This window comes from Marinicellulosiphila megalodicopiae, from assembly GCF_045862395.1.
Classification (GTDB): Bacteria; Pseudomonadota; Gammaproteobacteria; order Pseudomonadales; family Natronospirillaceae; genus Marinicellulosiphila; species Marinicellulosiphila megalodicopiae.
On record NZ_AP023087.1, the window covers coordinates 2,508,126 to 2,521,680 of the forward strand.

14 protein-coding genes are annotated in these 13,555 nt (G+C 36.0%); 5 read left to right on the plus strand and 9 right to left on the minus strand.

Annotated elements, in window-relative coordinates; all coding sequences use genetic code 11:
• Nucleotide 1 precedes the first annotated feature (1 nt).
• Both TYM08_RS10740 and recJ read right to left on the minus strand, forming a co-directional pair.
• A complete protein-coding gene (locus TYM08_RS10740; RefSeq protein ID WP_422379145.1) occupies nucleotides 2-928 on the minus strand; it encodes a phosphatase PAP2 family protein in 927 nt (308 codons plus the stop codon).
• A complete protein-coding gene (gene recJ / locus TYM08_RS10745; RefSeq protein ID WP_422379146.1) occupies nucleotides 929-2,638 on the minus strand; it encodes a single-stranded-DNA-specific exonuclease RecJ in 1,710 nt (569 codons plus the stop codon).
• A 144-nt stretch (nucleotides 2,639-2,782) separates the two neighbouring features.
• Here recJ and TYM08_RS10750 point away from each other — a divergent pair, with 144 nt between their 5' ends.
• The 3 genes from TYM08_RS10750 to TYM08_RS10760 all read left to right on the plus strand — a co-directional run bounded on the left by TYM08_RS10750 (nucleotide 2,783) and on the right by TYM08_RS10760 (nucleotide 5,298).
• On the plus strand, nucleotides 2,783-3,742 hold the full coding sequence (locus tag TYM08_RS10750) for an L-histidine N(alpha)-methyltransferase (RefSeq protein WP_422379147.1): 960 nt from the start codon (nucleotides 2,783-2,785) through the stop codon (nucleotides 3,740-3,742).
• 138 nt (nucleotides 3,743-3,880) lie between these two features.
• On the plus strand, nucleotides 3,881-4,501 hold the full coding sequence (locus TYM08_RS10755; RefSeq protein ID WP_422379148.1) for a DUF2799 domain-containing protein: 621 nt from the start codon (nucleotides 3,881-3,883) through the stop codon (nucleotides 4,499-4,501).
• 35 nt (nucleotides 4,502-4,536) lie between these two features.
• On the plus strand, nucleotides 4,537-5,298 hold the full coding sequence (locus TYM08_RS10760) for a TatD family hydrolase (protein WP_422379149.1): 762 nt from the start codon (nucleotides 4,537-4,539) through the stop codon (nucleotides 5,296-5,298).
• Here TYM08_RS10760 and TYM08_RS10765 read toward each other — a convergent pair.
• The 7 genes from TYM08_RS10765 to TYM08_RS10795 form a co-directional block, all read right to left on the minus strand.
• Nucleotides 5,281-6,090, minus strand: a complete 810-nt coding sequence (locus tag TYM08_RS10765; RefSeq protein WP_422379150.1) for a hypothetical protein — start codon at nucleotides 6,088-6,090, stop codon at nucleotides 5,281-5,283. The genes TYM08_RS10760 and TYM08_RS10765 overlap by 18 nt on opposite strands.
• Nucleotides 5,981-6,772: a DnaT-like ssDNA-binding domain-containing protein gene (locus TYM08_RS10770; RefSeq protein WP_422379151.1), complete on the minus strand. Its 792-nt coding sequence runs from the start codon at nucleotides 6,770-6,772 to the stop codon at nucleotides 5,981-5,983. Before TYM08_RS10770 ends, TYM08_RS10765 begins: the two co-directional genes overlap by 110 nt.
• 213 nt (nucleotides 6,773-6,985) lie before the next feature.
• Nucleotides 6,986-7,885, minus strand: coding sequence for a hypothetical protein (locus TYM08_RS10775; RefSeq protein ID WP_422379152.1), 900 nt, complete (start codon nucleotides 7,883-7,885; stop codon nucleotides 6,986-6,988).
• A gap of 117 nt (nucleotides 7,886-8,002) precedes the next feature.
• Nucleotides 8,003-8,845 carry a UTP--glucose-1-phosphate uridylyltransferase GalU gene (gene galU, locus TYM08_RS10780; protein WP_422379153.1) on the minus strand — a complete coding sequence of 281 codons (843 nt, stop codon included), beginning with the start codon at nucleotides 8,843-8,845 and terminating at the stop codon, nucleotides 8,003-8,005.
• 5 nt (nucleotides 8,846-8,850) lie between these two features.
• On the minus strand, nucleotides 8,851-10,653 hold the full coding sequence (locus TYM08_RS10785) for an ABCB family ABC transporter ATP-binding protein/permease (protein WP_422379154.1): 1,803 nt from the start codon (nucleotides 10,651-10,653) through the stop codon (nucleotides 8,851-8,853).
• 18 nt (nucleotides 10,654-10,671) lie between these two features.
• Nucleotides 10,672-11,400 carry a pseudouridine synthase gene (locus TYM08_RS10790; protein ID WP_422379155.1) on the minus strand — a complete coding sequence of 243 codons (729 nt, stop codon included), beginning with the start codon at nucleotides 11,398-11,400 and terminating at the stop codon, nucleotides 10,672-10,674.
• Nucleotides 11,390-11,602 carry a hypothetical protein gene (locus tag TYM08_RS10795; RefSeq protein ID WP_422379156.1) on the minus strand — a complete coding sequence of 71 codons (213 nt, stop codon included), beginning with the start codon at nucleotides 11,600-11,602 and terminating at the stop codon, nucleotides 11,390-11,392. The genes TYM08_RS10790 and TYM08_RS10795 overlap by 11 nt, the downstream gene beginning before the upstream one ends.
• Nucleotides 11,603-11,687: 85 nt before the next feature.
• Here TYM08_RS10795 and TYM08_RS10800 point away from each other — a divergent pair, with 85 nt between their 5' ends.
• Nucleotides 11,688-12,173 (plus strand): hypothetical protein, encoded by a 486-nt coding sequence (locus tag TYM08_RS10800; RefSeq protein ID WP_422379157.1) that lies wholly within the window; start codon nucleotides 11,688-11,690, stop codon nucleotides 12,171-12,173.
• Between the two features lie 103 nt (nucleotides 12,174-12,276).
• Nucleotides 12,277-13,551, plus strand: coding sequence for a hemolysin family protein (locus TYM08_RS10805; protein WP_422379158.1), 1,275 nt, complete (start codon nucleotides 12,277-12,279; stop codon nucleotides 13,549-13,551).
• Nucleotides 13,552-13,555 lie beyond the last annotated feature (4 nt).

Here is a 13,555-nt window from a genome sequence, read left to right on the forward strand (position 1 = left end):
ATTAAAATTTCTGAATTTTTGAAAATAACCAAGGAATCATGAACGTAACCCAAACGCCTAAACATACATAACGCAGCTGGTAAATGAGATTGGCTATTAACGTTTGAGTATCGTTAAATACCCGATAAAATATCATACTCATTAAAACATATAGCCCAATTAATAAAATCAAACCAAGTACAATTTTGATAGATTTAATTACCCACCTATTTGATTCGCTAGAAATTAAATAGCGTCGATCTAAAATCAGCCCTAACACACCACCAATTAACACGCCAGAAGCGGACAATAGTGATTTTCTAAATTCAAAGGTTTCATGCAACACTACCGCCATCAGCTGCATCAAAAGCATAAAGACGATCATATACAGAACTTGAGTCAAGATTGGCTTCATTTCAAACCATGTAAATACACGTTGATGCCATTTAATAAATACAATCAATCCAAAAACCCCCATTAACAAACCTAATATGACATCTTGTAAAAAGTGTACACCTAACACCATTCTTGAAAGACTCATAAGTACAATCCAAAAAACCGCCAAAACCGCAATCTTTTTGTGGGTGCGATAGAAGAAAGCTAAAAACCCGACAAACACGACACTTAACCAAACATGACCGCTTGGCAAACCATATCCAGATTGATCAACGGTAGCTTCAAATAAATGAGGCGCTACATCAAAAGGCCTTGGTCTTGCAAAAAACAACTTCAATACATTCATCACAATCGCATTGCTCATTATTAAAATAAATAATTGAACACCTAATCGCTTATTTAAAGCCCAATAAATGATAGGCAAAAGAATTAAAAACCCTCGTTCACCTCCTGCAAAATGCATAAATTTCCACAACCCACTTGTGATTGGCAAATACCATGAATGAAAAAACAAAACAATATCCAGCCCTACCCCTGTTTCCAAAGCACTCATTTAAATCACCTCTATATATTGAATTAACCATTGTACTGAAAGTTGAGACCTGAAATCATTCACATCTAACTGATACACCACCTTTGCCTGAGTCGCTTGATTTGGCCAAATATTTAAATCCACATTGAAGCAAATTGCATCAAATTGCGCATTGGTCCCTGTGGGATTAACCACCAATTTCAAATGATTTTTTCCAACTATACGTTGTGAAACAATATTTACATTGGCATCAAAACAAGGACTTGGAAAATGCTGTCCCCATGGCTGAACAGCCTTTAACAGGCTTGCTATTTCGATGGTCATATCTTTTTGAGCCAACTCCCCGTCGGTGTAAAGAATTTGAGTTGGCGATTCGCCATTAAATGCCTCACTGACAACCCTGGCAAATTGTTGCTGAAAACAGTCAAAATCTTCACGCTGAATACTTAAACCAGCGGCCATCGCATGTCCGCCAAATTTCGATAATAAAGCAGGAAACCGCTTAGCAATCACATCCAATCCATCACGAATATGAAATCCTTCAATGGACCGAGACGATCCTTTGATCATGCCGTTTTCAGCTCCAGCAAAAATAATGACTGGGCGATGCAAACGCTCTTTAATACGAGACGCTAAAATTCCAATCACCCCTTCATGCCAATCTTCTTGAAACAAACAAACCCCTAAAGGTAAATCATCCGTTTGAATTTTATCTAAATACATTAATGCCTGTTGTTGCATCGACTGTTCGATCTGTTTGCGCTCTTGATTTAAATCATTTAATTCAGAAGCCATTTCTAATGCGATTTGTGGGTTGGTTTCTAACAAACAATTAATACCCAAGCTGATATCATCTAAACGGCCGGCTGCATTTAATCTCGGCCCTACAATAAACCCAAAATCTGAAGACACGATTTTCTGGTAATCTTTTCCTGCAATTTTAACTAACGCTTTTATTCCCTCTAAACAATGGCCCTGTCGAATTCTTGCTAATCCCTGTTGAACGAAAATTCGATTATCTTTACTTAAACTCACCACATCGGCAATGGTCGCTAACGCGACAAGATCAAGTCGTTCACTGATATTAGGGGCTGTATTTTTATCAAAAATGCCAATTTCAATTAGTTTAGCTCGAAGCGCGGCCATAACATAAAACGCCACAGCGCAACCGCAAGCACTTTTATTTTCAAATTCACAACCGGGTTGATTTGGATTGACAATAGCATCGGCATTGGGCAATTGATCACCGGCTAAATGATGATCCGTCACCAATACTTTTACCCCCATCTGTTTCGCCCTAGCCACCCCTTCAATGCTTGCAATCCCGTTATCTACTGTCATGATAAGATCGGGATTTTTTAGCATGACAACATCAACAATTTCAGGACTTAATCCATAACCAAATTCAAAACGATTAGGCACCACAAACTCAACATGATTCGCCCCTAACTGCTTTAATAACAACACACAAAGTGACGTAGAAGTGGCGCCATCCACATCAAAATCCCCAACTATAATAATATGCTGTTGTTGAATTATGGCCTCAACCAACAGATCAACCGCTTGTTCGATGCCTTTTAATTTTTTATAGGAAGTTAAGTTTTTAAGAGAAAGCGCTAAGTCATCAATACATTGAACAGCACGGTTTTCATAAATACGTTGCAATAATGGCGTGTGATTTAAATCACTAAGATTAGATTGAGGTTTTCTGCGAACGATGAGCTTATTCATACATATAAATCGATAAATAAAAAAGTCAGTATAAACGATGTGGATTATTTGCCCAAACCAGATTTATGAACTACCTTATAAAGTGGATTTTACATTTAGGGGATAAATGTAGAAATTAATCTATTTTTTAAAAGGGAACGATTTATGAGCCTAGCATTTGCCGATTTATTTAATTTATCTTCGGATCAACTATACGAGGACGTATTGCGCGGCCTAGTGCACCCAAAACAAAAATTCATTCCCAATCATTACTTTTTTGATACCCAAGGCACCACTTATTACGATGAAATGATCGATAGCGCTGAACATTACCCAACTCATTGTGAAATCAGTATTTTGCATAATCAATCTGATGAAATTAAAGAGGCCCTAGGATCCAACGTTACTTTGTTTGAATTAGGCTGCCAAGACAGTATTAAAACTCGATTATTATTAGATAGTTTAGAAGAAAATACCCATTATATTGCGATTGACAGCAACCAAGAATCTTTAATCAATCATGTTGATCAACTTAATTGCATCTACTCAAGCATGACCATTTCAGCATTTGAGCAAAATTATTTTGAAACAATCTATCTTCCAGAGAAAATATGCCACAAAAGCAATAAAGTCATTTTTATTGCAGGTTCTCATATTTGTAATCTTGCCCCTGAAAAAGCTGTTAGATTTTTAAGAAATTTAAAAAAACAATTTAAAAATGGAACAAAAATACTTATCGGCCACGATTTACCCAAAGCCCCAAACATACTAGAAGCCGCTTATAACGACAAAAAAGGCTGTGCAGCCCGATTCAATTTAAATTTATTAAGTAGAATCAACCGCGAACTAAAAAGCGATTTTGATCTTTCTTCTTTTCAGCATCGCGTCATTTATAATCAACAACAAAAAAGAGTCGAAACGCATCTTGTTTCCCTTGCTCATCAATCTGTGAATATTAATGGTCATAAAATTTATTTTACTAAAGGCGAAAGCATACTGACTCAAAATATTTATAAATACAATCACTTACAATTTACCCAATTGTTAAGTGAAGCAGGATGGAAAAGCATCGAATATTGGGGAGATTCAAAAGGTTGGTATAACCTGCAACTTGCAAAATGTTAATTTAAATTGAAATGATTCATAAAAAATAGAATTCAATAAAAAATAACTGAATCCAGCCTTAATAAATACAAGCTAATTATTGAGAGGCTTTAACGCCTCTGATATGCTTGTCATACTTTTTAATTTATGAGATCTACAATGAAAATCAATCCAATTATTTACCTACTTTGTTTTGTTTTAGTATTAAATGGCTGCAAAACTCTAAATAAAGATGAATGCAAAACGGGTGACTGGGAAACTATTGGTTACGAAGATGGATTACGCGGCGAACTTCGCTCAAGAGTTGGGCAACACAGAGAGGCCTGTGCTAAGCATGGCGTGAAGATTGATTTACAATCCTATAATGCAGGCTATGATTCTGGTCTTACACTTTATTGCCAAGCATCAAACGGCTATAAAATGGGATTAAGTGGACGCGTGTATAATTCAGTTTGCCCTGTTGAGTTAGAAGCCGATTTTTTACTTGGTTATCATGAAGGCCGTGATATTTATGACTTAAAGCGCCAACTTACTCAAATTGAACAAACTCTGATCAATAATACAAAATCCATTGAAACTGCGGATACGCAAATTAAACTTTATAAAAATGAAATGCTTTTAGATAGCACAACAGCTGAGCGTAGATTGCAACTTTGGGAATTAATAGAAACTGAAAACATTAAAATTGATGAGCTAGAACAAAATAGAACTGAATTAGAAGATGAATTAGATGTAATCAAACAAGAAATTGATACCAACGTTTCATCAACTTCATTTTAATATATTTACGAGCAGGTATAACCTGCTCTTTTTTTATGTTTGATTCCCACTGTCATTTAAATTTCTCTGAGTTCGATAACCGCCTCAATGACGAATTAAATCAATGCAAAGCGCTCAATATCAATCATTGGATGATTCCTGGCGTCAAACTTGATAGCATTCATCAGTTTCAAAACCTACTGTTAACATCAGCCAATCAGTTTAACCTATATTTCTGCCTAGGTTTGCACCCCTATTTTATTGAACAACACAGCATAGAATCATTAGTAGATTTTGAAAAACAAATCCATGATTTCACCTTTCACGGCATTGGTGAAACGGGTCTTGATGCAAGTTGTACCAATCACACATTACAAATAAAATTGCTTCGTAGACATTTCGAATTAGCCAAACATTCAAACCTTCCAATTATTTTACATCATCGTAAAACTCAACCAGAATTATTGAAAATGGCAAAGCAATACCCAACTGTAAAAGGTGTGATACATGCATTTAGCGGCAGTTACGAACAAGCAAAACAATGGGTTGATTTAGGATATTATTTGGGAGTGGGAGGAGTAATTACTTACGAGCGAGCGGTTAAAACAAAAAATGCAATTTCTAAAATAGATTTATCGCACCTGCTACTTGAAACTGACGCCCCTTCAATGCCAATTTTTTTAAAACAGGGGGAAATAAATTCGCCAAGCAATCTTCATATTATTGCACAAAATCTTGCTCTACTTAAACAAACAGAGTTATTAATAATTGATCAAGTGACCACTCAAAATGCAATGCAATTATTCGGGAAACTGTAATTCTAATTTAAGTGTATTTGCTTTTTTAATAGCTTGATCTCGAAATGACGCCCTTGCAGCAGTGCCTTGTGTTTTTAATCCATAATAATACAGTTTAGAAATGATTGATGGATCTATGTCAGGGTGTTGTTTGATTTTCAACTCAATTAAATCAACACTATCAGCTTGTCTGGTGGTATTTGAAATTGTTTTAATTGGGGATTTTTCAAAAGGTTCATCTTTAAAAAATTGCTCACAAGCTTTCTCGTAATTTTTCTTAAAAATCGGCAGCATATAAGATTCAGGCTGAGATTTTAAACTAAAAAAATCCGTAACATTTGCAGCGTGCCGAATCACAGGGTGAGACCATTGAAAGGTAACCGGCTGATGAGAACCCAAACAAGCTTCAACATAGGCATTTCGTGTCGAGGGCAATCCCATTTGCTGCGAAGAAGGTTGAATTAATGCTTTAAACTCACTAATACTAGGCGGCCATGCAAACTTATCTTTACACTGCTCGATCGCCCACTCTATTTGCTTTTGATTAAAATCTCGCAACGAAAGCGCCCATTCTTTTTTTGCATAATTTAACGTTTGTGTATCCGAATAAGCCGAATCGTATTTATGGGTATAAATATGATGAAAACGAGCAAACAACATATTGATTAATACGATCGTTTCGTGGGATATTTTATTTGAGGTATCAGTCTGCCCAGCTTGTGTCGCTGATGTCTCGTAGTTTTTGTCTAACTTCTTCTTTACGCTGTTTAGCGTTTTGTCCAGAGTCTGTATTGAATCGGTTGGTTTGCTCATTTTGACCTTCAAAAGTGCGTGCACTTGCTTTGGCACGTTGTACCCAATTTATAAATCGTGAATCCCATGACATCGCTGTTTTACCGCTGTCGATATAATATTGCTTAAATACAGGAAGCTGATCTTTTGCAAATTGAACCGGTATATTATGCAAGCGCAGCATTTCATGAAACTGCTCACTTGGCTCCCAGCTTTTATCCATTTTGGATAATGCATGTGAAGATAAAGAATTTTGAGAGTATATCGGTGTCGATTTCGGTTGATGTAAATGCCCAAGCGGATTACCACGGTTCTGATTGTACATTCTGGCTTCATTTGCGCTATCAGTTTTAGCCTGTGTCATTCTCTCTGGTTCAATAACATTAGAAGCAGAAACTGACTCAATTGATTCGAGGTTTCGTTTCTCGAAACTAGAGTCTAGGTTTGAAGTCTCTGTTGTATTTGGTGTTTTGACTGAAGACTCAGCTTCATTGATGGACTTCTCAACTCCCACTAAAACCAAACCTTTCCAGCAACCACCATGAGATTGAGAAATCGTCAATAAACCTAAACCTTGCAAACTCATTAATACTTGATGGGTTTGCTCAATTGACCAAAACCCTAATATTGAACGTTGTTTTTCATGATTTAATTCAAACTGACCATTTGAAAGTAACGTGCATTGTTGTAAAAACTGCAGCAATATAGATTCATTTAAACCTATTGTCTGAGCCAATGAAGATGAAAAAAGTAGCGGTTGTTCAGTAACCGACATATACAAAAAACCTTTAAAAACTTACAAATTTAATTCATTTTATCAGCGCAAAGGCACTACGTACAATGGTTTCTAACTCTAACATTTTTGCTTGGCACACAACCCACTGTACATCACGACTCAGCCTAAATATATTTATCCTCACATACTTACTTCAAACAAAACGGGCCAACCTTGCTGAAATTTCACCGAAAACAACTCCCATTGCAATTGATTATTTTCCACATCTAATACATTTGCGATTCTAGAATCATTTGCAACCTGTAAAATAGATTGAAAACCTAATGCGACGTATTGGTTCGGGGCCGAAGAATATTGGGTTAAATAATGTTCAACCAACCAATCATTAGCCAAATTTAAATCGCCCTGTTCCTCTTGCTGATAATGATAAAAACCTAGAATAGACAAATCATTAAAAGCAGAAAACAACATTGTTTGCTTAAGGGTGGCATTTATTAGTACCCATTTCACAGACAAACTTAATAATTTTTGAATGTCTAAATCATCAGATTGTTGCAAAGCGGATAAGAATAAAGCTTGTTCTTTCGGGTAGATCAATAGATGCTGGCAGGAATCAACTTGGCAACTTTGAGTGACAAATTGTGCAAAATTTAATGTTGGATTCGTTTCTTGAAACTGCGTTAAATTCACATGTGCCTGCCACAATCGATAAATATTCGAAAATAGAATATTCCCTTCAGTATTTGTAAGATCTGAAATTTTAACTTTTAATAAATTGGCACTAATACCAGCATTATTTTGAATGTCTTGCCATATTGTAAAACTGAGTAATTCTAGTAAGGAATTACTCTTTCTTATTTGATTTAAATACTCAAAATTAGATAATTCCTTTGAGTCCGGACCAAGCATAACCACATCAATTAACGAGGATTGTTCAAAATCCATTGCAGCCAATTGGTGATAAGAAACCAATTCAAAGTCAATATTTACCTCTTGATCACGTAAAAATTCAACAGCGAGCAACATGCCTGATTGCAAGTCCAATGCAATGGAATTAGAAGCACTCAGTTTTTCAGTCATCCAAACAACAGATAACGCTTTTGCCTTTAAATTAAAGCTTATCGATGAAAATACGGTTATAAAAAAAAGGAAGGTGATGCACACCTTCCTTTTAGGGTAACGATTAAAACTTAACAATTATGCTAATCCTTTTAAATAAAGGTTTTCATATACATAATTGGTTGCCTCAACAAACCCTTCTACTGAACCGCAATCAAAACGATTGCCTTTAAATTTATAGGCAATCACACATCCATCTTTTGCTTGTTGCAATAACGCATCGGTTAATTGTATTTCACCGCCTTTTCCAGGTGGCGTTTTTTCAATGATAGAAAAAATATCAGGTGTTAAAATATAACGACCGATAATTGCAAGATTTGAAGGCGCCTCTTCTTTTGAAGGTTTTTCAACCATATCACTGACTTTATAAAGCCCATCTTTTAACTCTTCGCCTTTAATGACCCCATATTTATGAATTTCATCTTCTGGCACTTCCATCACGGCAACAATAGAGCATCGAAATTGATTAAACACTTTAACCATTTGCTCTAACACATTGGCCTGAGTGTTATCTTCTTGAAGACATAAATCATCTGCTAACACCACACCAAACGGCTCCATACCGGTTAATGTCCTCCCAGTCAAAATAGCATGCCCCAAACCTTTCATTTCTGCTTGGCGTGTGAAAGAGAAAATACAGCCTTTCATAACTTTACGAATGGAATCTAAATATTGTTCTTTGCCTGTTCCTGAAATTTGATGTTCCAATTCGTAGGAGATATCAAAGTGATCTGCGATGGCTCGTTTGCCTCGTCCTGTGATAAACCCTACCTCAGTCAATCCAGCTGATAACGCCTCTTCAACACCATATTGCACTAAAGGTTTGTTCACTATTGGCAGCATTTCTTTGGCTAATGCTTTGGTTGCAGGTAAAAATCGAGTCCCATAACCACCTACTGGGAATATACATTTTTTAATCATAATAGTTACTCTTTTAATCCAGATTCAATTTGTTCCGATCGCTGTCGGTCCCATAACTTTGCATACATCGAGGCATTTAATAAAAGCGCCTCATGTGTCCCTTGTTCGATGACCTGCCCTGCATCCAACACCACTATCTTATCGGCATCAACTATCGTAGACAACCTATGCGCGATAACTAGCGTACTTTTCTGTTCACTTAACGCGTTAAAACTTGCCATAATTTTTTGCTCTGACAAGGTATCTAATGAAGAAGTTGCTTCATCAAAAATTAAAATTTTCGGATCTTTCAAAAAAACTCGAGCAATCGATACTCTTTGTTTTTCTCCACCTGATAATTTTAATCCGCGCTCCCCCACCATAGTGAGTTCTTTTTCTGGTAACGCTTGAATAAAATCATATAAATTTGCATCTTTTATCGCACGCCACACATCTTGCTCAGTAGCCTCTAAATTGCCATATTGCACATTGGCAAAAATTGTATCGTTAAATAGCACAGTGTCTTGAGGCACAACACCTATGTTTTTGCGTAATGATGCCTGGGTGACCTGATGTATATTTTGCGAATCAATGATTATTTGCCCGCTTGTGTTTTCGTAAAAACGAAATAACAATTTAGCAATAGTTGATTTTCCTGAGCCAGATGCACCAACTAATGCAACTTTTTGACCAGCATCAATTTTAAAGCTCACTTCATTTAATATTTTACGTTTAGCATCGTAATGAAAATCGACGTTTTTAAACTCAATATTCGCATTTTCGCAAATCAATGTTTTGGCATTTGAGACATCATTAACTTGGCTTTTTGTATTTAATAATCCATGCATATGCTCCAAATCCGTCATGGCCCGTTTGATTTCACGATAGATAAAACCAAGCATATTTAAAGGACCAAACAATGTCATCATTAATGCATTCACAGCCACTAAATCCCCTTGACTCATATTTCCAGAAATCACTTCAAAACAAGATAAAACAAGGGTTCCCACCCAACTCAAAGTAATAATCAAACCCTGGCCTGAGTTTAAAAATGCAAGGCTTAATCGATTTTTTAAACGTGCGTTTTCCCATTTTTGTAAGGAATCGCTAAAGCGGTTTGACTCTGCTTGTTCATTTGAAAAATATTTAACTGTTTCATAATTTAACAATGAATCTACTGCACGAGTATTAGCTTTAGAGTCTTCCAAGTTTGTTTGGCGAATGAATTTCGTTCGCCACGCTGTTACCACAACAGTAAATAATACATAGGCGATAATTGAGCTTAAAATGATCGAGCCAAACCAGACAGAATATAGTCTTGTCACAACTTCCATTGTTAAAATCAAAGTTAAAATAGTAGGCGCAATATTAAGCAATAAAGCACGCATGATAAAGCTAATCCCCTGAGCACCGCGCTCCATATCTTTACTGATTCCCCCGGTTTGCCTAGATAGATGAAAACTCAAATCTAATTGATGCAAATGGGCAAATAATTTCAAATTCATTTTACTGATCAATCGTTCGGTAACTCGAGCAAATAACACATCTCTAAATTCAGCTAAAAAGGTAAGCGAAAACCGAAACAACCCATATAAAACAAGCGCCGCAACAGGCAATACCACCACATTAACCTGTTCAAAATGATCAACAATACCCCCTAACAAAAAAGGCAAAGTAACGTTGATTTTAGCCGCTAAAAACAACGTAACCAAAGCAAATATGACTCGCCATTTAAACTGCCAAATATAAGGCCAAAGCATCAAAATGACATGCTTAATCATTAGGGTATTAACGGGTTTTACTTCTTCTGTACTTTTCGAGCCGCGCATAGAATTCCTAAGGGTGAATCAAAGTAAATCTAACTGGTTTAACATGAAATCAAACTCTATAGATCTTGGAGCCTCAATGGAAATGAGATGTTGTGAATAAGGATGTAGGAATTGCATTTTATTTGCACGTAATGCAAGGCGAGACCAATTTAACCGATCTTTTAATGTGCGATTGGTTTTATTACAACCATGGCGCGTATCCCCCAATAATGGATGATGAATATGTTTAAAGTGACGTCTAATTTGGTGCTTACGCCCTGTTTTGGGTCGAATAGAGACAAAAGAAAAACGCCCCGTGGGATGTCCATTTAGCTCAATTTCAATCTGACTTTGCTTTAAACAGGTAAAATGGGTCAGCGCATCTTGAGCTTCTTTAACAGGATTTGAAAATTTATTGGCAATTTTATCGTGCTCAGGCTTTAACGCATAATCAATTTCTCCTGATGACGGCGCCCAACCTCGACAAATGGCGATATAATTTTTTTCAATTAAGTTTTGTTCAAACATCAAACCTATTTTTTGAGCTGCATCAACATGCTTTGCAAACAATAATAAACCGCAAGTTGGACGATCCAAACGATGGACATTATGAATTTTATCAACATTTAAATATCGCTTCATTTGATCCACAGCAAAATCGTCATCGTTTTTACTTAACCAACTAGGATGCACTAACAATCCAGACGGTTTATCCATAACAACAAAATCATCATCTTCAAAAACGATTACAGGCAGATTATTCGTCATCAAAAGCCAATTCAGTGGTGACAACTGAGTGACATTTCACGCATTTTCCATCAATAAAGATCTTACCTTCAATTTCATATTCCTGAGGATCTTCCATTCCTAAGTCTTCTTTCATACAGGTATTACACCAAGTCATTTGTAAAAATTCAGTTTTCTCTTCTTGATTACGTAGTGAAAAATCTCGCTTAATTCGATCAGTCATAAAATATCTCTCGCGTTAATTAGGTAGGCGATTATAATTGAGCCTCTTTTGCTTACCAACCTTTTTTAAGTCAGTTGAACTAATCATGCCTTCAAAACAAAATTACCCATGTATCGTTTCATTCCAATCCAGTGATTTAAGTGAACTCAGTGTACCCATTTGCTTGGGCTGGAGTCTAAGTGATGGTCAATATAAATGCATCACCATCATTCCAGAAGATGAATGGCTCGATGGCATTGATCAAGGCGAGTACAATCTGGAAGATCTATTTGATTTTGGTGTCACTGCTCAAGATTTAATCAAAGAATTGAATCAGGATTGCGATAAGCAAATCATTTATAGCTCAGATCCTGCTTGGTTGGATGATGTGTTAAATTGCTTGTATTCAAGTATCGAACAACCCCACCCTTTTCAAATTGAAAGCGTATTTGATTTATTCGAAAATCATGACTATCAAACCATCGTTGACACATCAACAGAGCTGTATTTAGAGCTAGGGTTAGCTCCTTTAGAGCCAGAAGATCAGATCAAAATGTGGCTACACCTCTATAATGAATTAATATTAAATTGAACCATAAAAAAATATTTCAAATTCAACATTTATTTTACTTGATCTAATTAAGCAATAGGCGTATATCTGCGCGACTTTTTATTTACTTGAGCGAAATGGCACCATGGATATTTTCTTTATCTTTCTTTTAATCTGCTTTGGTGCGTTTTTTGCCATTTGTGAAATATCAATGGCAGCGTCACGAAAAGTGAAATTACAAATATTATTAGATAATGGCGACCCTCGAGCATCACTTGTGATGCAACTTCAATCTCATTCAGGCTCTTTTTTTGCCGCTGTGCAAATCGCTTTAAATGCCGTTGCCATTCTTGGTGGTATTATTGGTGAATCTGCCTTCACCCCTATTTTTAAAGATTTGATTTCCATTATTTATGAAGGTAAGTGGCTAAACTCCATTGCATTTACTTTTTCCTTTATTATGGTCACAAGCTTATTTATTTTATTTGCTGATCTTATCCCTAAACGCATAGGTATGGCTTTACCTGAAAAAGTTGCCATTTCGTTTATACGAATCATGTTATTAAGTGTGACAGTCTTAAAACCCCTAGTTTGGTTTTTTAATATTATTTCTGACAGCGTGCTGCGCTTGTTTAATATGCCATTTGTAAGGGACGAGCAAGTCACCTCTGATGATATCTCAGCGGTTATGGATGCAGGCATGGAGCATGGTGCCATTCAATCCCATGAGCATAAAATCATTGAAAATGTATTAGAACTGGAACAAAGAACCATTGGAAATGTGATGACATTTAGAGAAGAGGTTTGTTTTTTCAGCACAAATCAAAGCGATGAGCAAATTAAACAATTAATTTTAAAACATAATCATCATTTTTACCCTTTATGCGATGGCGAACTTAACAATGTGGTCGCGCTAGTTGAAGCAACTACGATATTGCACCAATTAATTCAAAATGATCATTTTGAAATTGATAAAATCGAAAATGAACCAAATGTATTATTTCTTCCACAATCATTAAACTTATCCGATGCGTTAGGCGCATTTAAAAGACAACCAGTTGGTTTGGCATTGGTGATTAATGAATTTTCTACAGTGGTAGGTGTTGTGTCATTAAAAGATATTTTAAATGTTGTTGTTAACCATAAAAAAGAACTTCAAGAATTTCATATTCATCAAATTGATGCCAATAGCTGGGAATTAGATGGAGCGCTTTCATTATTGGATGTAGAAAAAATAATCAGTACGACCGGATTATACAGCGAAGAAAACATCGACACACTTGGAGGATTAATGATGCATTTATTTAAGCGCCTACCTAATCAAGAGGAATCAATTTCATTCAACCACCTTCACTTCAAAATTAAACAGGTCAACAATATTAGCATTGAGAAAATTATAATAAGTACTCAACCAATTTAAGTAC